This window comes from Pseudomonas sp. NBRC 111140, from assembly GCF_001320885.1.
In the GTDB taxonomy this organism is placed as follows: domain Bacteria; phylum Pseudomonadota; class Gammaproteobacteria; order Pseudomonadales; family Pseudomonadaceae; genus Aquipseudomonas; species Aquipseudomonas putida_P.
This window is the reverse complement of sequence record NZ_BCBQ01000003.1, coordinates 60,161-82,739: the sequence shown is the minus strand read 5'-3', so window position 1 is coordinate 82,739 and position 22,579 is coordinate 60,161. Positions and strand designations below refer to the sequence as shown.

General features: G+C 63.4%; 17 protein-coding genes. 11 read left to right on the top strand and 6 right to left on the bottom strand.

Annotated features, from left to right (window positions below):
* Together APH42_RS01785 and mnmC are read right to left on the bottom strand one after the other, a co-directional pair.
* Window positions 1-1,788 (bottom strand): N-acetylglutaminylglutamine amidotransferase, encoded by a 1,788-nt coding sequence (locus APH42_RS01785; RefSeq protein WP_012271021.1) that lies wholly within the window; start codon window positions 1,786-1,788, stop codon window positions 1-3.
* Between the two features lie 142 nt (window positions 1,789-1,930).
* Window positions 1,931-3,895: a bifunctional tRNA (5-methylaminomethyl-2-thiouridine)(34)-methyltransferase MnmD/FAD-dependent 5-carboxymethylaminomethyl-2-thiouridine(34) oxidoreductase MnmC gene (gene mnmC / locus APH42_RS01780; protein WP_060492592.1), complete on the bottom strand. Its 1,965-nt coding sequence runs from the start codon at window positions 3,893-3,895 to the stop codon at window positions 1,931-1,933.
* 136 nt (window positions 3,896-4,031) lie between these two features.
* Between mnmC and pap the strand changes: the two genes are divergently transcribed.
* Window positions 4,032-5,525 carry a polyphosphate:AMP phosphotransferase gene (gene pap, locus APH42_RS01775; RefSeq protein WP_012271023.1) on the top strand — a complete coding sequence of 498 codons (1,494 nt, stop codon included), beginning with the start codon at window positions 4,032-4,034 and terminating at the stop codon, window positions 5,523-5,525.
* Between the two features lie 193 nt (window positions 5,526-5,718).
* A complete protein-coding gene (locus APH42_RS01770) occupies window positions 5,719-6,681 on the top strand; it encodes a DMT family transporter (RefSeq protein ID WP_012271024.1) in 963 nt (320 codons plus the stop codon).
* Window positions 6,682-6,726: 45 nt separating this feature from the next.
* Here the strand turns inward: APH42_RS01770 and APH42_RS01765 are convergent, their stop codons facing one another.
* Window positions 6,727-8,121 (bottom strand): class II fumarate hydratase, encoded by a 1,395-nt coding sequence (locus APH42_RS01765; RefSeq protein WP_060492591.1) that lies wholly within the window; start codon window positions 8,119-8,121, stop codon window positions 6,727-6,729.
* Between the two features lie 154 nt (window positions 8,122-8,275).
* On the opposite strand from APH42_RS01765, the gene APH42_RS01760 reads away from it, so the two are divergent.
* The 7 genes from APH42_RS01760 to APH42_RS01730 all read left to right on the top strand — a co-directional run bounded on the left by APH42_RS01760 (window position 8,276) and on the right by APH42_RS01730 (window position 16,007).
* On the top strand, window positions 8,276-8,800 hold the full coding sequence (locus APH42_RS01760) for a DUF2059 domain-containing protein (protein ID WP_003252642.1): 525 nt from the start codon (window positions 8,276-8,278) through the stop codon (window positions 8,798-8,800).
* 10 nt (window positions 8,801-8,810) lie between these two features.
* Window positions 8,811-9,107, top strand: coding sequence for a BolA family transcriptional regulator (locus tag APH42_RS01755; RefSeq protein ID WP_060492590.1), 297 nt, complete (start codon window positions 8,811-8,813; stop codon window positions 9,105-9,107).
* 109 nt (window positions 9,108-9,216) lie between these two features.
* Complete coding sequence (locus tag APH42_RS01750; protein ID WP_012271027.1) at window positions 9,217-10,149, top strand: rhodanese-related sulfurtransferase; 933 nt, start codon at window positions 9,217-9,219, stop codon at window positions 10,147-10,149.
* Window positions 10,150-10,152: 3 nt separating this feature from the next.
* Window positions 10,153-10,785, top strand: a complete 633-nt coding sequence (locus APH42_RS01745) for a DsbA family protein (RefSeq protein ID WP_012271028.1) — start codon at window positions 10,153-10,155, stop codon at window positions 10,783-10,785.
* Window positions 10,778-12,610 carry an ABC transporter ATP-binding protein gene (locus APH42_RS01740; protein WP_012271029.1) on the top strand — a complete coding sequence of 611 codons (1,833 nt, stop codon included), beginning with the start codon at window positions 10,778-10,780 and terminating at the stop codon, window positions 12,608-12,610. The genes APH42_RS01745 and APH42_RS01740 overlap by 8 nt, the downstream gene beginning before the upstream one ends.
* Window positions 12,611-12,734: 124 nt before the next feature.
* The gene (locus APH42_RS01735; protein WP_060492589.1) at window positions 12,735-15,191 is read left to right on the top strand and encodes an EAL domain-containing protein; all 2,457 of its coding nucleotides are present in this window, start codon (window positions 12,735-12,737) and stop codon (window positions 15,189-15,191) included.
* 30 nt (window positions 15,192-15,221) lie between these two features.
* Window positions 15,222-16,007 carry a TenA family transcriptional regulator gene (locus tag APH42_RS01730; RefSeq protein WP_012271031.1) on the top strand — a complete coding sequence of 262 codons (786 nt, stop codon included), beginning with the start codon at window positions 15,222-15,224 and terminating at the stop codon, window positions 16,005-16,007.
* Window positions 16,008-16,129: 122 nt separating this feature from the next.
* On the opposite strand, the gene APH42_RS01725 is transcribed toward APH42_RS01730, so the two are convergent.
* The 3 genes from APH42_RS01725 to ubiG are packed head-to-tail and all read right to left on the bottom strand — an operon-like array spanning window position 16,130 to window position 18,264.
* A complete protein-coding gene (locus tag APH42_RS01725) occupies window positions 16,130-16,870 on the bottom strand; it encodes a YciK family oxidoreductase (protein WP_012271032.1) in 741 nt (246 codons plus the stop codon).
* A gap of 21 nt (window positions 16,871-16,891) precedes the next feature.
* Entirely contained in the window at window positions 16,892-17,563 is a 672-nt protein-coding gene (gene mupP, locus APH42_RS01720; RefSeq protein WP_012271033.1) for an N-acetylmuramic acid 6-phosphate phosphatase MupP, read from the bottom strand.
* Between the two features lie 2 nt (window positions 17,564-17,565).
* Entirely contained in the window at window positions 17,566-18,264 is a 699-nt protein-coding gene (gene ubiG, locus APH42_RS01715; protein WP_012271034.1) for a bifunctional 2-polyprenyl-6-hydroxyphenol methylase/3-demethylubiquinol 3-O-methyltransferase UbiG, read from the bottom strand.
* A gap of 110 nt (window positions 18,265-18,374) precedes the next feature.
* On the opposite strand from ubiG, the gene mtnA reads away from it, so the two are divergent.
* A complete protein-coding gene (gene mtnA, locus APH42_RS01710) occupies window positions 18,375-19,451 on the top strand; it encodes an S-methyl-5-thioribose-1-phosphate isomerase (protein WP_012271035.1) in 1,077 nt (358 codons plus the stop codon).
* Window positions 19,452-19,737: 286 nt separating this feature from the next.
* Complete coding sequence (gene gyrA / locus APH42_RS01705) at window positions 19,738-22,503, top strand: DNA gyrase subunit A (RefSeq protein ID WP_060492588.1); 2,766 nt, start codon at window positions 19,738-19,740, stop codon at window positions 22,501-22,503.
* Window positions 22,504-22,579: the final 76 nt, after the last annotated feature.

Sequence of the window (22,579 nt, the reverse complement as noted above, 5' to 3'; positions counted from 1 at the left end):
TCAGATTCCTTGTTCGCTCAGCCACAGGTTCAGCGCCGCCAGCTGCCACAGCTTGGAGCCGCGCAGCGGCGTCAGCTGGCCATGCGGGTTGCTCAGCAGGCGGTCGAGCATGGCTGGGTTGAACAGCCCACGGTCCTGGCTGGGGTCGGTCAGCAGCTCACGCACCCAGCCCAGGGTGGCGCCTTCCAGGTGTTTCAGGCCCGGCACCGGGAAGTAGCCCTTTTTGCGGTCGATTACCTCGTGCGGGATCACCCGCCGTGCTGCCTGCTTGAGCACCTGCTTGCCGCCGTCGGGCAGCTTGAAGCGCGCCGGGATGCGTGCCGACAGTTCCACCAGGCGGTAGTCGAGGAATGGCGTGCGTGCTTCGAGGCCCCAGGCCATGGTCATGTTGTCCACCCGTTTGACCGGGTCGTCGACCAGCATCACCGTGCTGTCCAGGCGCAAGGCCTTGTCCACCGCGTCCCGTGCGCCGGGGCGGGCGAAGTGCTCGCGCACGAAGTCACCGGCGGCGTCGGTTTCCAACAGCCAAGGGGCCTGTACGGTATCGCGGTACTCGGCATGGCTGCGGTCGAAGAAGGCGTCGCGGTAGGCGGCAAAGGCATCCTCGGCGCCGGCCACCTGCGGGTACCAGTGGTAACCGGCGAACAGTTCGTCCGCGCCCTGGCCGCTCTGCACGCCTTTGCAGTGCTTGGCCACTTCCCGCGACAGCAGGTAGAAGGCGATGCAGTCGTGGCTGACCATCGGCTCGCTCATGGCGCGGAACGCGGCCGGCAACTGGTCGATGATTTCGTGTTCGGCAATGCGCAGTTGGTGATGGCGGGTGCCGTAGTGCTTGGCGATCAGGTCGGAATACTGGAACTCGTCGCCGCGCTCGCCGCCGGCGTCCTCGAAGCCGATGGAGAAGGTCGACAGGTCGTCCACGCCCACTTCGCGCAACAGGCCCACCAGCAGGCTGGAATCGACCCCGCCGGACAGCAACACACCCACGTCGACGGCAGCCCGTTGGCGAATGGCCACGGCGTCACGGGTGGCGTCGAGCACGCGGGTGGTCCAGCCTTCCAGGTCGAGATCGCGCTCGTCCGGGTTGGCGCCGTATTGCAGTTGCCACCAGGTCTGGCGCTCTACTTCGCCATGCCGGTCAATGCGCATCCAGGTGCCGGGTTCCAGCTTTTGCACGTTGGCCAGCAGGGTGCGCGGTGCTGGCACCACGGCGTGGAAGTTCAGGTAGTGGTTGAGCGCCACCGGGTCGAGCATCGGGTCGATGTCGCCGCCCTTGAGCAGCGCCGGCAGGGTAGAGGCAAAGCGCAGGCGCTCGCCGTTGCGCGACAGGTACAAGGGCTTCACGCCGAGGCGGTCGCGGGCCAGGAACAGGCGCTGGTTATCGCGCTCCCAGATGGCCAGGGCAAACATGCCGTTGAGCTTGGGCAGCAGTGCCGCGCCCCAGGCGTGGTAGCCCTTGAGCAGCACCTCGGTATCGCCGTCGGACCAGAAGCTGTAGCCCAGGTCTTGCAGTTCCTGGCGCAGTTCGGGGAAGTTGTAGATGGCACCGTTGAAAGCCAGTGACAGGCCCAGGGTGTTGTCGACCATCGGCTGCGCCGAGCCATCGGACAAGTCCATGATTTTCAGGCGCCGGTGGCCAAGGGCAATCGGGCCTTGGCTATGGAAGCCCCACGCATCCGGGCCGCGTGGCGCCAGGTGATGGGTGATGCGCTCTACCGCAGCCAGGTCGGCTGGGCGAGGGGCTTGGTCGATAGGGGTGAAACGCAACTCTCCTGCTAATCCGCACATAAGTCCTTACCGGTTTTTCCGTTGGGGAGGTGGTGCCCCGGATTAGGGCACCTTCAGGAACTGACCTGTGTGCTTTGCGAGAGTTTTAGAACAATCTGTTATATGACGTTGAGTCCTGGGGGGCACTACGCCCCGAGAGCTATCACTTGCCCCGAATCAGCCTACGCAAGGCGAACCGGTTCGGATGACAAGCTTCTGCCACCGCGCGGGGCAACGGCAACGGTTCCCCGCACACCCAGGCCGCCACCAGCTCGCCACTCAACGGCGCTGTGATCAACCCGCGCGAGCCATGCCCACTGTTCACGTACAACCCGCCCAGCCATGGGCAGGCCACATCCGGCACCTGCCGCGCATCCCGGCCCAGCACCGCATAGGCCTCGGCAAACGCCTGGCTGTCGGCCAGCGGCCCGACGATTGGCAAGTAATCCGGGCTGGTGCAACGGAACGCTGCACGCCCCTGCAGCTGTTCAGCGTCCAGTTCAGCCACGCCCAGCCGCTGCGCCAGGTCGACGGAAATCTCGTCCAGCAGCGCCAGGTTGCCCTGGTGTTCGGCCACCGTCGGCGCAAGGTCTTCGCTGTGGAAATCAAAACTCGCGCCCAGGGTATGTTCATCCCCGCGCGGTGGTGCCACATAGCCTTCCGCGCACACTACGGTACGCAGCGCCCGGCTGCTGGCGGTGGCCGGCAAGCGGGTGATCTGCCCACGGATGCGCTTGAGCGGCAACTGCGCGCAAGGCTCGAAACGGCGCACATCGGCAGCGCCGGCCAGGACCACCACCGGTGCGCTGGCCAGCAGGCGATCGCCAGCCCAGGCTTGCCATTGTTGACCAATGCTGCGCAGCTCGATGACGTCCTGGTGGGTCAGCAGGCGAATACCTGGGTGCTGCAACTGCTGCTGGCACAGCGCCGGCGGGTGCACCCAACCCCCTTCGGGGTAGAACAACCCACCGGCTGGCAAGGCCACCCCGGCGATGGCTTCGGCCTCGGCGCGCTCCAGCGCGTGCAGCAAGTCGTGGTCGAAGGCGGCGGCCAGTTTGCCCTGGCGTTCGGCCTCCTTGGCGTCGAAGGCCAACTGCAGCACGCCGCAGGCATCCCAGTCCTGGCCACGTTGCAAGCGCTGGAGCTGGCGCCGCGTGTAGCCGAACCCGGACAGAATCATCTGCGACAGCGCGGTGCCATGGGCAGACAGCTTGAGGTACAGCACCCCTTGCGGGTTACCCGAAGCTTCCTGGGCCGGAGCTTCGTGGCGCTCCAGCACGGTGACCTGCCAGCCACGCCGGGCCAGGCTGGCAGCGGTGGTGCTGCCGGCGAGCCCGGCACCGATCACCAGCGCTTCGCGCGGCCCTTGTGCAACCGCTGGGCGTGCGTACCAGGGGGCTTTGGGACCGGGGACGGGGCCGACGTAGGCGCCGCTCATCACCTCCCACTTCTTGCCGATGCCTGGCACCTTCTTCATGGCGAAGCCAGCTTCGACCAGGCTGCGGCGTACCCAGCCGGTGGTGGTGAACGTGCCCAGCACAGTGCCCGGATGCGATAGCCGCGCCAGCTGCGCGAACAGCTCTGGGGTCCACATGTCGGGGTTCTTGGCGGGGGCGAAGCCATCGAGGAACCACACATCGATCTGTGCATCGAGTTGCGGCAGCTGTTCCAGCACATCGCCGATCAACAGCGTGAGGGTGACCCGGCCATTGGCGAAGGTGAACTGCTGAAAACCTGGGTGTACCGCCACGTATTGCTCCAGCAGCGGCTCGGTATAGGCAGCTAGCTCAGGCCACAGGCTTACGGCGCGGGCCATGTCAGCGTGGCCAAGGGGGTACTTTTCGACGCTGACGAAGTGCAGGCGCGCGTCGCGGTGAGCGTGCTGGTCGAACAGCTGCCAGGCGCAGAAAAAATTCATCCCGGTGCCAAAACCGGTTTCGCCGATCACCCCGCAGGTATGCGGCGCCAGGTTGGCAAAGCGCTCGGCCAGGCGGGTCTGGCCGAGGAACACGTGCTTGGTTTCTTCAATGCCTTCGTTGACCGCGAAATAGACGTCGTCGTATTGCCGCGAGTGGGGGCGGCCCTGGTCGTCCCAGTCGATCTGGGCGTGCTGGAGGAGGGTGGACATGGTTGGCTCGGTTGCAGCGGATGGCGAGATTTTATGTCATCCGGGTCAGCTGTGGGAGCGCGTTCATTCTCGAACAGGCCAGTACAGGCAGAGATGAAATCCGCTAGTCTTGGTTATCCATTGAAGGAGCCAGTGCATGTTCGAATCTGCCGAAATCGGCCACAGCATCGACAAGGAGGCTTACGACGCCGAGGTGCCCGCTTTGCGCGAGGCCCTGCTCGAAGCCCAGTACGAACTCAAGCAGCAGGCGCGTTTCCCGGTGATCGTGCTGATCAACGGCATCGAAGGCGCCGGCAAGGGTGAGACGGTAAAACTGCTCAACGAGTGGATGGACCCGCGCATGATCGATGTGCTCACGTTCGACCAGCAGACCGACGAGGAACTGGCCCGGCCACCCGCCTGGCGTTACTGGCGGGCCTTGCCACCGAAGGGGCGGATGGGCGTGTTCTTCGGCAACTGGTACAGCCAGATGCTGCAGGGGCGGGTGCATGGGGTGTTCAAGGACGCCGTGCTCGATCAGGCCATCATGGGCGCCGAGCGCCTGGAGCAGATGCTGTGTGACGAAGGTGCGCTGATCATCAAGTTCTGGTTCCACCTGTCCAAGAAGCAGATGAAGGCACGGCTGAAATCGCTCAAGGACGACCCGCTGCACAGCTGGAAGATCAGCCCGCTGGACTGGCAGCAGTCAGAAACCTACGACCGGTTCGTGCGCTTTGGCGAGCGCGTGCTGCGCCGCACCAGCCGCGACTATGCCCCGTGGCATATCGTCGAAGGGGTCGACCCGAATTATCGCAGCCTGGCGGTGGGGCGCATCCTGCTGGAAAGCCTGCAAGCCGCCCTGGCCAACAACCCCAAGGGCAAGCACCAGGGCAACGTGGCCCCGCTTGGCCGCAGCATCGACGACCGCAGCCTGCTTGGCGCCCTGGACATGACCTTGCGCCTGGACAAGGCCGACTACCAGGAACAGCTGGTCACCGAACAGGCCCGCCTGGCAGGCCTGCTGCGTGACAAGCATATGCGCCGGCACGCGCTGGTGGCGGTGTTCGAAGGCAACGACGCCGCCGGCAAAGGCGGTGCCATCCGCCGCGTGGCGGCTGCGTTGGACCCGCGCCAGTACCGCATCGTGCCGATTGCCGCACCCACCGAAGAAGAGCGCGCCCAGCCGTACCTTTGGCGGTTCTGGCGGCATATACCGGCGCGTGGCAAGTTCACCATCTTCGACCGTTCCTGGTATGGCCGGGTGCTGGTGGAGCGGGTGGAAGGCTTTTGCAGCCCGGCCGACTGGATGCGCGCGTACAGCGAGATCAACGACTTTGAAGAGCAGTTGGTGAACGCCGGCGTGGTGGTGGTCAAGTTCTGGCTGGCGATTGACCAGCAAACCCAGCTGGAGCGCTTCGAAGAGCGCGAGCAGATCCCATTCAAACGCTACAAGATCACCGAGGAGGACTGGCGCAACCGTGACAAGTGGGGCGAGTACACCCAGGCAGTGGGCGACATGGTCGACCGCACCAGCAGCGAGATTGCACCGTGGACGCTGGTGGAGGCCAATGACAAGCGCTGGGCGCGGGTGAAGGTGTTGCGCACCATCAACCAGGCGCTGGAAGCGGCGTTTGCCAAGGACAAGAAATAATCGAAGATCCTGGTTGCCTGTTCTGGCCTCTTCGCGTTTTTACCCGCGAAGAGGCCAGAACAGGCATCACATTTGCCAAGCCATGCCGCCGAAGAATGACCTGATGAATTCTTTTCTCGGCACGCTTTCCCGCCACGGCCCTCCAAGTCCGTAGAATCCAATCACCCCCACCACGGGTTTGATCGAGGATTTTATGCACACCACTTCCGGCCGCTGGGGCTATGGGCTGTTCCTGGCGCTTCTGACGGCGCTGCTCTGGGGTATCTTGCCGATCAAGCTCAAGCAGGTGCTGCAAGTGGTCGACCCGATCACCGTCACCTGGTATCGCTTGTCGGTCTCCGGCGGCCTGCTGTTCGCCTGGCTGGCGGCTCAGCGGCGCTTGCCGTCCGTGCGCAAACTTACGCCCAAGGGCAAAGGCCTGGTGGTGCTGGCCGTGCTTGGCTTGATGGGTAACTACGTGCTGTACCTGATCGGTCTCAAGCTGCTCAGCCCCGGCACCGCGCAACTGGTGGTGCAAATCGGCCCGGTGCTGTTACTGGTGGCCAGCGTATTCGTGTTCCGCGAGCGCTTCAGCCTGGGGCAGGGCGTGGGCCTGCTGATTCTGCTGGCGGGTTTTGGGCTGTTTTTCAACCAGCGCCTGGAAGAACTGCTGACGTCGCTGGGCACCTACACCACCGGGGTGCTGACTATCCTGCTGGCCACCAGCATCTGGGTGTTCTACGCCCTGAGCCAGAAGCAATTGCTGACCGTATGGCATTCGCAACAGGTAATGATGGTGATCTACCTCAGTTGCGCCGCGCTGCTCACGCCTTGGGTGCACCCGCTGGAAGCGCTGCAACTGACCCCAGTGCAAGGTTGGCTGCTGCTGGCCTGTTGCCTGAATACCCTGGTGGCCTATGGCGCGTTTGCCGAAGCGCTGGCGCACTGGGAGGCGTCGCGAGTGAGTGCCACCCTGGCGCTGACGCCGCTGGTGACCTTTGTCGCGGTGGCGCTGGCGGCGGTGATTTGGCCAGCGTACGTACATGCCGAGGACATCAATGCCCTGGGCTATGTGGGAGCGGTAACCGTGGTGTTCGGCTCGGCGGTGGTGGCGCTGGGGCCATCGCTGGTGGCCGGGTGGCGGGCCCGCAAAGCGCGATTGGCCCAGGTTCATTAAGCCTACGCGCTCCCACAATGCCCGGGTAATGAGCGGCTGGCCGAGTTAGCCATGCCCCCCTGGGGCCAGCATGTTCTCTGGCCGCACCCACTGGTCGAACTGCTCATTGGTCAGATACTTCAACTCCAAAGCCGCCTCCCTCAAGGTCTTGCCTTCGCTGTAAGCCTTCTTGGCAATTTCCGCCGCCTTGTCATAGCCAATGTGCGGGTTGAGCGCGGTCACCAGCATCAACCCGCGTTCCAGGTGCGCAGCCATCTGCTGGGCATCCGGTTCGATACCCGCCACGCAATGCAGCTGGAAATTGCGGCAACCATCGGCCAGCAATTCGACCGATTGCAGCAGGTTATGAATGATTACCGGCTTGAACACGTTCAACTGCAAATGCCCCTGGCTGGCGGCAAAACCAATCGCCGCGTCATTGCCCAGCACCTGGCAGGCCAGCATCGACAGTGCCTCGCACTGGGTCGGGTTGACCTTGCCCGGCATGATCGAACTGCCCGGCTCGTTGGCCGGCAGGCGCACCTCGGCCAGCCCCGCGCGCGGGCCAGAGCCCAGCAGGCGCAGGTCGTTGGCGATTTTCATCAGGGCTACAGCCAGGGTCTTCAGGGCCCCGGCCAGGCTGGTCAGCGGTTCGTGGCCAGCGAGGGCGGCAAACTTGTTGGGCGCGGTGACGAATGGCAGCCCGGACTCCGCCGCCAACTCGGCAGCGATGGCTTCGGCAAAACCATGCGGGGCGTTGAGCCCGGTACCCACGGCGGTACCGCCCTGGGCCAGTTCACACACCGCCGGCAGGGTGGCGCGGATGGCGCGCTGGGCGTAGTCGAGTTGCGCGACGAAGGCCGAAACCTCCTGGCCGAAGGTGATCGGTGTGGCGTCCATCATGTGCGTGCGGCCGGTTTTCACCAGCTTGTGGTGGCGCGCCGACAACTCGGCCAGCCCTGACGACAGCTCGGCGATCGCTGGCAGCAGCTGTTCATGCACTGCCTGCGCAGCAGCAATGTGCATGGCCGTGGGGAAGCAGTCGTTGGAGCTTTGCGAGCGGTTGACGTGGTCGTTGGGGTGTACTGGCGCCTTGCCGCCACGGCCTTTGCCGGCCAGCTCGTTGGCGCGCCCGGCAATAACCTCGTTGACGTTCATGTTGCTCTGGGTGCCGCTGCCTGTTTGCCAGACGACGAGCGGGAACTGGTCATCGTGCTTGCCATCCAGCACTTCATCGGCGGCCTGTTCGATCAACCGGGCGATGTCGGCCGGCAGGTCGCCATTGCGGTCGTTGACGCGCGCCGCGGCCTTCTTGATCAGTGCCAGGGCGTGCAGCACCGCGAGGGGCATGCGTTCCTTGCCAATGGCGAAGTTGATCAGCGAACGCTGGGTCTGCGCACCCCAGTAGGCGTCCTCCGGAACTTCGACCGGGCCCAGGCTGTCTGTCTCGATACGGCTCATTCTGTACTCACTCCTGTGTAGTTCGAAATCGCAGTTTAGGCCCTGATTCGACCGAGCGGTTCCGTCGCTCGTCGTGCCACTTGAGCACATCGCCACCACGGCGCAGAATGCTCTACTCTGAGGTACCCGCCTCCGTCTCTTTGAAGGAAATGCAATGACCCGTCTCCGTGTCCTTTGTGCCGCCGTTGCCCTGGTTTGCGCCAGCGGCCAGGTACTCGCTGCCACCGCCAGCCACAACGCTGCTGCCGAGAAATTCCTGACCCTGGCCAACGCCGACAAGCTGGGCACCCCGGTGTACATGCAAGTACAGCAAATGTTCGCCCAGCGTTTCGCCCAGACCAAGGCCCCGGCCGCCAAACAGCCGGTACTGGAAAGCTACCAGGCCAAGGCCAACGCGGCACTGGACAACGCCATCGGCTGGAACAAGCTGAAGCCGAAGATGGTCGACCTGTACACCCAGACCTTCACCGAGCAGGAGCTCAAGGACCTGGTCAAGTTCTATGAATCGCCACTGGGCAAGAAAGTGCTGCGTGAAATGCCCAAGGTTACCCAGCAGTCGGCGCAGCTGACCCAACAGAGCCTGGAACCAGCAGTGCCGGTGGTGAACAAGCTGCTGGAAGACATGACCAAGGAACTGGACCCGAACGCAGGCAAGGCCGCCGCCCCTGCGAAGAAGTGAGTACGCCGCAATGACCATGCAACAGCGTATCGAACAGCAGTTGGCCACGCTGGCGCCGCAACACCTGCAAGTGCTCAACGAAAGCCACATGCACAGTCGTGGTCAGGAGACCCACTACAAAGCAGTGATCGTCAGCGAGCAGTTTGCCGGGTTGAACAGCGTCAAGCGCCACCAGAAGGTCTATGCCACCATGGGTGAGCTGATGGGTGAGATCCACGCCCTGGCTATCCACACCTACACCGCCGAAGAGTGGGTCAAGGTCGGCGTTGCACCGGCCTCGCCGGTGTGTGCGGGCGGCGGGCACTGAAACCTTTTTGTCGTTCTGGTAGAATTCGCAACGCGCCGCTTGTCGGCGCGTTTTTATTTGTCAATCCGGTCCGCCCCTTACGAGGGCAACCACCTGGAGAATCTGCTTCATGTCCCAAGCCATCGTCGTCGCGGCGCTGTACAAGTTCGTCACCCTGGAAGACTACATCGAGCTGCGCGAGCCGCTGCTGCAAGCCATGCTCGACAACAACGTCAAAGGCACCCTGCTGCTGGCCCACGAGGGCATCAACGGCACCGTGTCGGCCACCCGCGAAGGCATCGACGGCCTGCTGGCCTGGCTGCGCAACGATCCGCGCCTGGTCGATGTCGACCATAAAGAGTCGTACTGCGACGAACAGCCCTTCTACCGCACCAAGGTCAAGCTCAAGAAAGAAATCGTCACCCTCGGCGTGCCGGGCGTAGACCCCAACCAGGCAGTCGGCACCTATGTCGAGCCCAAGGACTGGAACGCCTTGATCAGCGACCCGGAAGTGCTGCTGATCGACACCCGTAACGACTACGAAGTGGCCATCGGTACTTTCAAGGGCGCCATCGACCCGAAGACCGAAACCTTCCGTGAATTCCCGGAGTACATCAAGGCCAACTTCGACCCGAGCAAGCACAAGAAAGTGGCCATGTTCTGCACCGGTGGCATCCGCTGTGAAAAAGCCTCCAGCTACATGCTCGGTGAAGGCTTTGATGCGGTCTATCATCTTAAGGGCGGCATCCTGAAATACTTCGAGGAAGTGCCTCAGGAAGAAAGCCTGTGGGACGGCGACTGCTTCGTCTTCGACAACCGCGTCACGGTGCGCCATGACCTGAGCGAAGGCGAGTACGACCAGTGCCACGCCTGCCGCCACCCGATCAATGCACAGGAGCGTGCGTCCGAGCACTATTCGCCAGGTGTCAGCTGCCCGCATTGCTGGGACACCCTGAGCGAAAAGACCCGGCGCAGTGCCATCGACCGGCAGAAGCAGATCGAGCTGGCCAAGGCCCGCAACCTGCCGCACCCGATCGGTTACAACTACAAAGCCGAGGCCTGATGCATGTCTGCACGCCTGATCTATGTGATGGACCCGATGTGCTCCTGGTGCTGGGGTTTCGCGCCAGTGGCCGCGGCCCTGATCGCCCAGGCGCGTGAGGCAGGCGTTGCCACCCGTCTGGTGCCGGGTGGGCTGCGTACCGGCGGCAGCGCCTTGGACAGCTCCACCCGCAAGTACATCCTCGAACACTGGCAGGCGGTGGCTGAGGCTACCGGCCAGCCGTTCCGCTTCGAGGGTGCCATGCCCGACGGCTTCGTCTACGACACCGAGCCGGCCTGCCGTGCTCTGGTCACAGCCCGTGAGCTGGACGCCGAGCGCGTCTGGCCGCTGCTGGCGCTGATCCAGCGTGCGTTCTACGAGCAAGGCATGGATGTGACCACCGCGCCACAGCTGGTCGAGCTGGCTGAACAGGCCGGCTTCGACCGTGCCGTGTTCGCCGAAACCTTCGCCCGTGCCGACACCCGTGCTGCCACAGCGGCCGACTTCGCCTGGGCGCAGGACCTGGGTATCGCCGGCTTCCCGACCCTGTTGGCCGAGCGCAACGGCCAACTGGCCTTGCTGACCAACGGCTATCAGCCGCTGGAGCGCCTGCAACCCTTGCTCGGCCGTTGGCTGCAGCAGGCTGCCTGTGCTTGATGTGCCTGGGTCACCCGACCCGGTGCCGGGCAAGCCATACAGTGCGGCCGATCGACTGAGCTGGGCGGAAATCCGCCGCCTGGCCCTGCATCACAAGAAAAACCTCTGGTCTGCCAACCTCATCGCTGTGCTGGCGGCATGCTGCAGTGTGCCCATTCCGCTGCTGCTGCCGTTGCTGGTGGATGAGGTGCTGCTCGGCCATGGTGATGCCGCGTTGAAGTGGATGAACCACCTGCTGCCGTCCAGCTGGCAGGTGGCCGCCGGCTACATTGGCCTGATGCTGGCACTCACCCTGTGCCTGCGCCTGGCTGCGCTGGCGTTCAACGTGATTCAGGCCAAGCTGTTCGCCGGCTTGGCCAAGGATATCGTCTACCGCCTGCGCATTCGCCTGATCGAGCGGCTCAAGCGTATTTCGCTGAAGGAATACGAAAGCCTGGGCAGCGGCACGGTGACCACCCACCTGGTCACCGACCTGGACACCCTCGACAAGTTCGTCGGCGAAACCCTCAGCCGCTTCCTGGTGGCCATGCTGACCCTGACCGGCACGGCAGCCATCCTGATCTGGATGCACTGGCAACTGGCCTTGCTGATCTTGCTGTTCAACCCGCTGGTGATCTACTTCACCGTGCAGTTGGGCAAGCGGGTAAAACACCTGAAAAAGCTCGAAAACGACAGCACCGCGCGCTTTACCCAGGCACTGGCGGAAACCCTCGATGCCATCCAGGAAATCCGCGCGGGCAACCGCCAGGGCTATTTCCTTGGCCGGTTGGGCTTGCGTGCCCGTGAGGTGCGCGACTACGCCGTGGACTCTCAATGGAAAAGCGACGCCAGTGGCCGTGCCAGTGGCCTGCTGTTCCAGTTCGGCATCGACATCTTCCGCGCCGCGGCGATGCTTACCGTGTTGTTTTCAGACTTGTCGATCGGCCAGATGCTGGCGGTGTTCAGCTACCTGTGGTTCATGATCGGCCCGGTGGAGCAACTGCTCAACCTGCAATATGCCTATTACGCCGCCGGTGGTGCGCTGAGCCGCCTCAACGAGCTGCTGGCGCGTGACGACGAGCCGCAGTACCCCGCCGCCAGCGACCCGTTCGCCGGTCGCCAGACCGTGGGTATCGAAGTGCGCGACCTGCGCTTTGCCTATGCCGACGAGCCGGTGCTGGAGCATCTCGACCTGTCGATTGCCCCGGGTGAGAAGGTGGCGATTGTCGGTGCCAGCGGCGGCGGCAAGAGCACCCTGGTGCAACTGCTGTTGGGCCTTTACAGCGCCCAGGCCGGAACCATCCGCTTCGGCGGGGCCAGCTTGCAGGAAATCGGCCTTGAAACCCTGCGCGAGAACGTCGCGGTGGTGTTGCAGCACCCGTCACTGTTCAACGACAGCGTGCGTGCCAACCTGACCATGGGCCGTGATTGCAGTGACGATGCCTGCTGGCAGGCGCTGCACATTGCTCAACTGGATGCCACCATCGCTGCCTTGCCCCAGGGCCTGGACAGTGTGCTGGGGCGTTCTGGGGTGCGCTTGTCTGGCGGCCAGCGGCAGCGCCTGGCGATTGCCCGCATGGTGCTGGCCGAGCCCAAGGTGGTTATCCTCGACGAGGCCACATCGGCCCTGGATGCCGCCACCGAGTACAACCTGCATCAGGCCCTGGCGCGCTTCCTCAGCGGCCGCACCACGCTGATCATCGCCCACCGGCTTTCGGCGGTGAAGCAGGCTGATCGAGTACTGGTGTTCGATAGTGGGCATGTGGCTGAAGATGGCGACCACCAGCAGCTGATTGCCGAAGGCGGGTTGTATGCCAAGCTGTATGGGCACCTGCAGCAGAGCTGAATTTCAGGATGTACAAATCCCCCGATTCCCTGTCATAAAAATCCCCTCCACAACGATGGCAAATGGCCTACGCTGTGCTTGTCTGGGTTGATTTGCGCCTTATCTGCTCTGTGACAGGGACTCCATGAAGGGACATCGCACTCTAGAAGCGCCAAAGTTGCTCGGTATCACCTGGCCCTTCATCGCCGTTGTGGTCCTCCAGGTGGCGTTGGGCAGCCTCAGCCTTTATACGCTCTCGGCCGTGCGCGCGTATGTCGCGGGCGAAAGCCTGTGGTCCAAGGCGCAGAAAGACGCCATCTACTACCTCAACCTGTACGCTGAAACACGCGACGACAGCACCTACCAGCGTTATCGCCAGGCCATTACCGTACCTCAGGGCGACCATCAGTTGCGCGAGGTGCTCGACCGCCCCAACCCTGATCTGGAGGCCGCGCGCCAGGCAGTGCTGCAAGGGGGCAACCACCCTGACGATGTCGAGCGGATCATCTGGTTCTACCGCAATTTCCGCAACGTCAGCTACATGCAGACGGCCATCGACTACTGGGATGTCGGCGACGATTACCTGGCCAAGCTGGATGTGCTGGCTGGCGAGATGCGCCAGCGCTTGAGCAGTGGCCCGGTTGATGCCGGCACGGTCAGCGACTGGAAGGCGCGTATCGTCACCATCAACGAAGGGGTCACGCCTGCGGCCAAAGCGTTCAGCGATGCCTTGGGCGAAGGCTCGCGCATGTTGCTGCGGGTGCTGCTGATCACCAACCTGCTGACGGCAATGGTGCTGATTACCATTGCCTGGCGCCGATCCAGCAAGCTGCTGGCTCAGCGCCAGGCATTTGCCAGCGCCCTGCAGGAAGAAAAAGAGCGGGCGCAGATCACGTTGCAAGCCATCGGTGATGCGGTGATCACCACCGATGTGGAGGGCAGTATCGGCTACATGAACCCGGCCGCCGAGCAATTGACTCACTGGCAAGCCAGCCAGGCGCTGGGCCTGCCGCTGTCGGCAATGTTCAGCCTGGTTGACGAACAGGCCGAGGAGGAGGGTCGCAGCCTGGTCGAGCAGGTGCTCAGTGGCAGCCTCAAGGGCGGCGCGGAACACGCCAGGTTGATTCAGCGGCTGGACGGCAGCACCGTGTCAATCAACCTGGTCGGTTCGCCTATCGTCAGTGACGGCCAGGTCAGCGGTATCGTACTGGTGCTGCACGACATGACCCAGGAGCGGCAGTACATCGCCAACCTGTCCTGGCAGGCCACCCACGATGCGCTGACCGGGCTGGCCAACCGCCGCGAGTTCGAATACCGCCTGGAGCAGGCGCTCAACGGCCTGGCGCGCCAGGCCGGGCGGCACTCGCTGATGTTCCTCGACCTCGACCAGTTCAAGCTGGTCAACGACACTTGCGGCCATGCCGCTGGCGATGAGCTGTTGCGGCACATTTGCGCCGTACTGCAGTCCGGCCTGCGCGAAGGCGATACCTTGGCGCGGCTGGGTGGCGACGAATTTGGCGTGTTGCTGGAAAACTGCCCGCCCGATCAGGCCGAGCGCATCGCCGAGCAATTGCGCCAGATGGTGCAGAGCCTGCACTTCGTGTGGAAAGGGCGGCCGTTCGTCACCACGGTCAGCATCGGGCTGGTGCACATGGCCCAGGCCCCGGGCACGCTGGAGGCTTCGCTGCGCGCTGCCGACATGGCGTGCTACATGGCCAAGGAGAAGGGGCGCAACCGTGTGCAGGTGTACCATGCCGATGACAGCGAACTGTCCATGCGCTTCGGCGAAATGGCCTGGATCCAGCGCTTGCATGTGGCTTTGGAAGAAAACCGCTTCTGCCTGTATGCCCAGGAAATCGCCCCGCTGAAAAGCTTCGAAGGCCCGGGGCACATCGAGATTCTGCTGCGCCTGCACGACGAAAGCGGCCGTACCATCCTGCCCAGCAGCTTTATCCCGGCGGCCGAACGCTACGGCCTGATGACCGCGCTTGACCGTTGGGTGGTGCGCAATGTGTTTCTGGTCATACGCCAGTGCCTGGACGAAGGGCGCGAAGGGCCGTTGTCGATCTGTGCGATCAACCTGTCGGGGTCGAGCATCGGCGACGACAAGTTTCTCGAATACCTGCAGCGGTTGTTCGTCGAGTACGCCATCCCGCCGCGAATGATCTGCTTTGAAATTACCGAAACCAGTGCCATCGCCAACCTGGGCAGCGCCATCCGTTTCATCAACGAGTTGAAGGGGCTGGGTTGCCGCTTTTCGCTCGATGATTTCTGCGCTGGCATGTCCTCGTTCGCCTATCTCAAGCATTTGCCCGTGGATTACCTGAAGATTGACGGCAGTTTCGTCAAGGACATGCTCGACGACCCGGTCAACCGGGCCATGGTCGAGGTCATCAACCATATCGGCCATGTGATGGGTAAGCGCACCATTGCCGAGTTCGTCGAAACACCCTTGATCGAGCAGGCCTTGCAGGAAATTGGCGTGGATTACGCCCAGGGCTACCTGATCGAACGCCCCCAGGTGTTCACCTGTGACAGTCTGCAGCGCCAACGGATCGCCGCCCGGCCTCTGTTGCAGCGGGCACCTGGCACGTTTCGCTAGCTAGAAATCACAAGGATCAAGGAGCTGAAAGTGATTGATGCATTCGTACGTATCGGGCCTTTGATGGACCCTGCCAGTTACCCCCAATGGGCCCAGCAACTGATTGAAGACTGCCGCGAGAGCAAGCGTCGGGTGGTGGAGCATGAGTTCTATGCGCGTCTGCGCGATGGCCAGCTGAAACAATCGACCATCCGTCAGTACTTGATCGGTGGCTGGCCGGTGGTGGAGCAGTTTTCGCTGTACATGGCGCATAACCTGACCAAGACCCGCTACGGCCGGCACCAGGGCGAGGACATGGCCCGGCGTTGGCTGATGCGCAACATTCGCGTCGAGTTGAACCATGCCGACTACTGGGTAAACTGGTGCCAGGCGCACGGCGTGCACCTGCACGAATTGCAGGCGCAGGAAGTGCCTCCCGAGCTGAACGGCCTGAACGACTGGTGCTGGCGGGTGTGTGCCACCGAGAACCTGGCCATTTCCATGGCGGCGACCAACTATGCCATCGAAGGCGCGACCGGCGAGTGGTCGGCGGTGGTGTGCTCGACCGATACTTACGCGCAAGGCTTCCCGGAAGACCAGCGCAAGCGGGCGATGAAGTGGCTGAAGATGCACGCCCAGTATGACGATGCGCACCCGTGGGAGGCGCTGGAGATCATCTGTACCTTGGCCGGTGAGAACCCGACGCTGGGGCTGCGTACCGAGTTGCGCAGGGCGATTTGCAAGAGTTACGACTGCATGTACCTGTTCCTGGAACGGTGCATGCAGCTGGAAGGGCGCCAGCAGGGGCGTATGCGCCCGGCGTTGGCGGCGGGTTAGGGCCTTGGGGCCGCTGCGCGGCCCATCGCGACGCAAGGCCGCTCCTACAAGAGATCGCGTACCCTTGTAGGAGCGGCCTTGCGTCGCGATGGGCTGCACAGCAGCCCCGGCAATCTCAAGCCTTACTGGGCGTTGAGCGCTTGCCCGTTGACTGCTTTGCTGTCCGGCCCCATCAGGTACAGATACACCGGCATGATCTCTTCCGGCAGCGGGTTGTTCTGCGGGTTCTCGCTGGGGTAAGCCTGAGCCCGCATCGCCGTACGCGTGGCGCCCGGGTTGATGCTGTTGGAGCGCACCGGCGCCACGCCTTCCAGTTCGTCGGCCAGAGTCTGCATCAGGCCCTCGGTGGCGAACTTCGACACGCCGTAGGCGCCCCAGTAAGCCCGGCCCTTGCGCCCGACGCTGCTGCTGGTGAACACCACCGAGGCGTCTTCCGACAGCTTCAGCAGTGGCAGCAAGGTGCTGGTGAGCATGAAGGTGGCATCGACGTTGATGTGCATCACACGCATGAAGTTGTCGCCCGACAGCTGCTCCAGCGGCGTGCGCGGGCCGATGATCGAGGCATTGTTCAGCAGGCCGTCGAGGCGGCCGAACTGGTCTTCGATCATGACCGCCAGCTCGTCGTACTGGTGGGGCAGGGCGGTTTCCAGGTTGAACGGGATGACCACCGGCTGTGGGTGCCCGGCGGCTTCGATCTGGTCGTAGACCTCGTTCAGGTTGGCCTCGGTCTTGCCCAGCAGCAGCACGGTGGCACCCAGTGCGGCATAGGCCTTGGCAGCAGCAGCACCAATGCCACGGCCGGCGCCGGTCACCAGAATGACCCGGCCTTGCAGCAGGTCGGGGCGGGCGGTGTAGTCGAACATTGTGTATTCCCTGTCTCTAGTTCAGCAGCCGCACAGCGCGCTGTCGATCACTTTGCGCAGCTCCAGCGGGTGGTCCACCACCACGTCGGCGCCCCAGTTGTTCGGGTTGTCCTCTGGATGAATATAGCCGTAGCGCACCGCCGCCGTGCGGGTGCCAGCGTCGCGGCCAGACTCGATGTCGCGCAGGTCGTCGCCGACGAACAGCACGCTGGCCGGGTCCAGGTTCAAGGTTTTGCAGGCCAGGATCAGCGGTTCGGGGTCGGGTTTGCTGTTTTTCACGTGGTCCGGGCAGATCAGCAGTGCCGAGCGTTCGGCCAGGCCCAGTTGCTGCATGATCGGCTCGGCGAAGCGTACCGGCTTGTTGGTGACCACGCCCCACAGCAGGTTGCCTTTTTCGATGTCGGCCAGCAGCTCGGCCATGCCATCGAACAGTTTGCTGTGTACCGCGCAGTCGCGTTGGTAGCGCTCGAGGAACTCCAGGCGCAGGGCCTCGAAGCCTTCGGTTTCCGGGTCCATGGCAAACGTGGCGGCAACCATGGCGCGCGCGCCGCCAGAGATCACGCCGCGGATCAGGTTGTCGTCAACGGCCGGCAGGCCGCGCTCGGCGAGCATGGCCTGGCAAATGGCGATGAAGTCCGGCGCCGTGTCGAGCAAGGTGCCGTCCATGTCGAAGAGTACTGCTCGCAAACGCATGCTTATTCCTCGCGCAGGGTCTGGATCATGTAGTTGACGTCGACGTCGCTGTTGAGCTTGTAGTGCTTGGTCAGCGGGTTGTAGGTGAGGCCGATGATGTCCTTTACCTGCAGGCCGGCATCGCGGCTCCAGGCACCCAGCTCGGACGGGCGGATGAACTTCTTGAAGTCATGGGTGCCGCGCGGCAGCATTTTCAGAATGTATTCGGCGCCGACGATGGCCAGCAGGTAGGCCTTGGGGTTGCGGTTGATGGTGGAGAAGAACACCTGGCCGCCAGGCTTGACCATGCGGTAGCAGGCGCGAATCACCGAAGACGGGTCGGGCACGTGCTCGAGCATTTCAAGGCAGGTGACCACGTCGAACTGTTCAGGCATTTCCTCGGCCAGCGCTTCGGCGGTGATCTGCCGGTATTCCACCTGCACGCCCGACTCCAGCTGATGCAGTTGGGCCACTGCCAGCGGTGCCTCGCCCATGTCGATACCGGTGACCGTGGCGCCGCGCAGGGCCATGGCTTCGCTGAGGATGCCGCCGCCACAGCCTACGTCCAGCACTTTCTTGCCGGCCAGGCTGGCCCGCTCGTCGATCCAGTTGACGCGCAGCGGGTTGATTTCGTGCAGCGGCTTGAACTCGCTTTCGCGGTCCCACCAGCGGTGGGCCAGCGCTTCGAACTTGGCGATTTCGGCGCGGTCGACGTTGCTCATTGAACAGTCCTCTGAAACTTCGCAAAATTGCGCCGGAGTATACCCGAGCGCTCAGCCCCAAGGGTCGCTATAATCGCCGGCTTTTGATATCCGAACGACAGGGAGAGGTGATGCGCGAGCGACTTTTGGCGGCGGAGAAGGTGACCGCGATCCGCTGGCAGGGCGGCGCCTTGCACCTGCTCGACCAGCGTCTGCTGCCGTCGCAAGAGCGCTGGCTGGCCTGCGACAATGTTGCGCAGGTGGCTGCGGCGATCCGCGACATGGTGGTGCGTGGGGCTTCGGCCATCGGCATTGCCGCCGCCTACGGCCTGGTGCTGGCCCTTGAAGAGCGGCTGGCCCAGGGTGGCGATTGGGAGATGGACCTGGAAGAAGACTTTCTCACCCTGGCCGAAGCGCGCCCCACTGCTGCCAACCTGTTCTGGGCGCTGAACCGCATGCGCGAGCGCCTGCTGCGCCTGCGAGCGGACGAAGACGTGCTCGCCGCGCTGGAAGCCGAAGCCGTGGCTATCCATGAAAGCGACCGTGAAGCCAACCTGACCATGTCCCAGCAAGGTATCGAGCTGATCCGTCGCCATCAGGGCAATGCCCAGGCCTTGCTCACCTACGGCAACGCCGGCGCCCTGGCCAGCGGCGGCTTTGGTACCGCACTGGGGGTTATTCGCGCCGGTTACCTGGAGGGCATGGTCGAGCGGGTCTATGCCGGCGAGACCCGGCCCTGGTTGCAAGGCTCGCGCCTGACCGCCTGGGAGCTGGCCAACGAAGGCATCCCGGTGACCCTGTGCGCCGATTCGGCGCTGGCCCACCTGATGAAGACCAAAGGCATCACCTGGGTGGTGGTGGGGGCGGACTGCATTGCCGCCAACGGCGACGTGGCCAGCAAGATCGGCACCTATCAGCTGGCGGTCAGCGCCATGCATCATGGTGTGCGGTTCATGGTGGTAGCGCCGAGCACCAGCATCGACCTGAACCTGGCCACGGGCGAGGATATCCCGTTGGAGGAGCGTGACGCCGACGAGTGGCTGGACTTTGGCGGTGCCCCGGCGGTGCCGGATGTCGAGGTGTTCAACCCGGTATTCGACGTGACCCCGGCCGACCTGATCGATGTGATCGTGACCGAGCGCGGCATCGTCGAGCGCCCGGATACTGCCAAGCTGGCCCAGCTGATTTGCCGCAAGCGGTTGCACTGATGCCTGTATTGCCTGTACCGCCGCGAAGAGGCCGGTACAGGCAATGAAAATTCAAGATTCAAACCCACCTGAGACCACCTGCCACATCTCCCCACCGCCCCCGCCTTTGTGATAACATCCGGCAGTTTCCAGGACCGCCCATCACGGCGGCCTTCATTGCGCAGATCCATGGCACAACTCATTGATTTGTCGTAAGTCGTCGCACCCATATGCGCTGCGGCGGCGAGCTTCGTTCGGCCCTTGATGGAGCTGCGAAGTTTCACCAGAAAAAGGAATCAGGCTTCTCATGGGCGAACTGGCCAAAGAAATCCTCCCGGTCAATATCGAAGACGAACTGAGACAGTCTTACCTCGACTACGCGATGAGCGTGATTGTCGGGCGAGCGCTGCCCGATGCGCGTGACGGCTTGAAGCCCGTGCATCGTCGCGTTCTCTATGCGATGAGCGAACTGGGCAACGACTGGAACAAGCCGTACAAGAAATCCGCCCGTGTGGTCGGTGACGTGATCGGTAAGTACCACCCGCACGGCGACATCGCGGTCTACGACACCATCGTGCGTATGGCCCAGCCGTTCTCGCTGCGCTACCTGCTGGTCGACGGTCAGGGCAACTTCGGTTCGGTGGACGGCGACAACGCCGCGGCCATGCGATACACCGAAGTGCGCATGACCAAGCTGGCCCACGAGCTGCTGGCCGACCTGCACAAGGAAACCGTCGACTGGGTGCCCAACTACGACGGCACCGAGCAGATTCCGGCGGTCATGCCGACCCGTATTCCCAACCTGCTGGTCAACGGCTCCAGCGGTATCGCCGTGGGCATGGCGACCAACATTCCGCCGCACAACCTTGGCGAGGTCATCGACGGCTGCCTGGCGCTGATCGACAACCCGGACGTCACCATTGATGAACTGATGCAGTTCATCCCTGGGCCAGACTTCCCGACTGCCGGCATCATCAACGGTCGCCAGGGCATCATCGAGGCCTATCGCACCGGCCGGGGCCGCATCTACATGCGTGCCCGCTCCGAGATCGAAGACATCGACAAGGTAGGCGGCCGCCAGCAGATCGTTATCACCGAGCTGCCGTACCAGCTGAACAAGGCACGCCTGATCGAAAAGATCGCCGAGCTGGTCAAAGAGAAGAAGATCGAAGGCATTACCGAGCTGCGCGACGAGTCCGACAAGGACGGCATGCGCATCGTCATCGAGCTGCGTCGCGGCGAGGTGCCGGAGGTGGTGCTCAACAACCTCTATCAGCAAACCCAGCTGCAGAGCGTGTTCGGCATCAACGTGGTGGCATTGGTCGATGGCCGTCCGCGCCTGCTCAACCTCAAGGACCTGCTCGAAGCGTTCGTCCGTCACCGCCGTGAAGTGGTGACCCGCCGTACCGTGTTCGAGCTGCGCAAGGCCCGTGAACGTGGCCACATCCTTGAAGGCCAGGCGGTCGCGCTGTCCAACATCGACCCGGTCATTGCCCTGATCAAGGCCTCGCCGACCCCGTCCGAAGCCAAGGAAGCCCTGGTTTCCACGCCGTGGGAATCCAGCGCCGTGCAGGTCATGGTCGAGCGCGCTGGCGCCGACTCCTGCCGCCCAGAGGACCTGCCGGAACAGTACGGGCTGCATGATGGCAAGTACTTCCTGTCGCCTGAGCAGGCTCAGGCCATTCTCGACCTGCGCCTGCACCGCCTGACCGGCCTGGAGCACGAGAAGCTGCTGGCCGAGTACCAGGAAATCCTCGAGCAGATCGGCGAACTGATCCGCATCCTCAGCAGCGCCGAGCGCCTGATGGAAGTGATCCGCGAAGAGCTGGAAGCCATTCGCGCCGAATACGGCGATGCCCGTCGTACCGAAATCCTCAATGCCAGCCACGACCTCAACTACGGCGACATGATCCCGGAAGAAGAGCGCGTGGTCACTATCTCTCACGGTGGTTATGCCAAGACCCAGCCATTGTCCGCTTACCAGGCCCAGCGCCGTGGCGGCAAAGGCAAGTCGGCGACTGGCGTGAAGGACGAGGACTACATCGAGCACCTGCTGGTCGCCAACAGCCACGCCACCCTGTTGCTGTTCTCCAGCAAGGGCAAGGTGTACTGGAAGAAGACCTACGAAATCCCCGAAGCGTCCCGTGCTGCCCGTGGTCGCCCGCTGGTCAACCTGCTGCCGCTGGAGGAGGGTGAGCGCATCACCGCCATGCTGCAGATCGACCTCGAAGCGCTGCAGCAGAACGCCGACCTCGACGAAGAGCTGGAAGAAGCGGATGACACCGTGCTCGAAGGTGAGCTGGTAGAGGCCGAGGAAGTCGACGAAGAAGACGGCGACACTCCGGAGTGGGTGGCGGAGCCGACCGGCGCGTACATCTTCATGGCTACCGCCTCCGGCACCGTCAAGAAGACCCCGCTGGTGCAGTTCGCCCGTCCGCGCTCCAACGGCCTGATCGCCTTGAAGCTGAAGGAAGGCGATACCTTGATTGCAGCGGCCATCACCGACGGCGCCAAAGAAGTCATGATGTTCTCCGACGCCGGCAAGGTCATCCGCTTCGCTGAGAGCGTAGTGCGTGAAATGGGCCGTAACGCGCGTGGTGTGCGCGGCATGAAACTGGGTAAAGGTCAGCGCATCATTTCCATGCTGATCCCCGAGTCGGGCTCGCAGATCCTCACCGCGTCCGAGCGTGGCTTCGGCAAGCGCACCCCGCTGTCCAAGTTCCCGCGTCGCGGCCGTGGTGGCCAGGGTGTGATCGCCATGGGTACCAAGGGGCGCAACGGTCTGCTGATCGGTGCTATCCAGGTGCAGGAAGGCGAGGAGATCATGTTGATCTCCGACCAGGGTACGCTGGTGCGCACCCGGGTTGGCGAGGTATCCAGCCTGAGCCGTAACACCCAGGGCGTTACGCTGATCAAGCTGGCGGCTGATGAGACGCTGGTGGGCCTGGAGCGTATCCAGGAGCCGTCCGAGGACGAACTCGATGATGTGGTCGAGGCGGACGAGGAGGGTGTCGAGGCTGAAGCGCCAGACAACGAAGAAGCTGCTGGCGCCGAAGAGGCCCCGCAAGAGTAAGCAAGCGTAAACCCGAGCGGGGCGACCAAGGTCGCCCCGTTTGACTGATTGCAGCAGGCAACAACGAATTTGTTCT

Coding starts and splice junctions, on each gene's coding strand:
- APH42_RS01725 (WP_012271032.1), bottom strand. CDS start 16,870: ATGTTCGACTACACCGCCCGCCCCGACCTGCTGCAAGGCCGGGTCATT.
- mtnA (WP_012271035.1), top strand. CDS start 18,375: ATGCGCGAGCGACTTTTGGCGGCGGAGAAGGTGACCGCGATCCGCTGG.
- pap (WP_012271023.1), top strand. CDS start 4,032: ATGTTCGAATCTGCCGAAATCGGCCACAGCATCGACAAGGAGGCTTAC.
- mnmC (WP_060492592.1), bottom strand. CDS start 3,895: ATGTCCACCCTCCTCCAGCACGCCCAGATCGACTGGGACGACCAGGGC.
- mupP (WP_012271033.1), bottom strand. CDS start 17,563: ATGCGTTTGCGAGCAGTACTCTTCGACATGGACGGCACCTTGCTCGAC.
- gyrA (WP_060492588.1), top strand. CDS start 19,738: ATGGGCGAACTGGCCAAAGAAATCCTCCCGGTCAATATCGAAGACGAA.
- ubiG (WP_012271034.1), bottom strand. CDS start 18,264: ATGAGCAACGTCGACCGCGCCGAAATCGCCAAGTTCGAAGCGCTGGCC.
- APH42_RS01745 (WP_012271028.1), top strand. CDS start 10,153: ATGTCTGCACGCCTGATCTATGTGATGGACCCGATGTGCTCCTGGTGC.
- APH42_RS01770 (WP_012271024.1), top strand. CDS start 5,719: ATGCACACCACTTCCGGCCGCTGGGGCTATGGGCTGTTCCTGGCGCTT.
- APH42_RS01760 (WP_003252642.1), top strand. CDS start 8,276: ATGACCCGTCTCCGTGTCCTTTGTGCCGCCGTTGCCCTGGTTTGCGCC.
- APH42_RS01735 (WP_060492589.1), top strand. CDS start 12,735: ATGAAGGGACATCGCACTCTAGAAGCGCCAAAGTTGCTCGGTATCACC.
- APH42_RS01785 (WP_012271021.1), bottom strand. CDS start 1,788: ATGTGCGGATTAGCAGGAGAGTTGCGTTTCACCCCTATCGACCAAGCC.
- APH42_RS01750 (WP_012271027.1), top strand. CDS start 9,217: ATGTCCCAAGCCATCGTCGTCGCGGCGCTGTACAAGTTCGTCACCCTG.
- APH42_RS01755 (WP_060492590.1), top strand. CDS start 8,811: ATGACCATGCAACAGCGTATCGAACAGCAGTTGGCCACGCTGGCGCCG.
- APH42_RS01765 (WP_060492591.1), bottom strand. CDS start 8,121: ATGAGCCGTATCGAGACAGACAGCCTGGGCCCGGTCGAAGTTCCGGAG.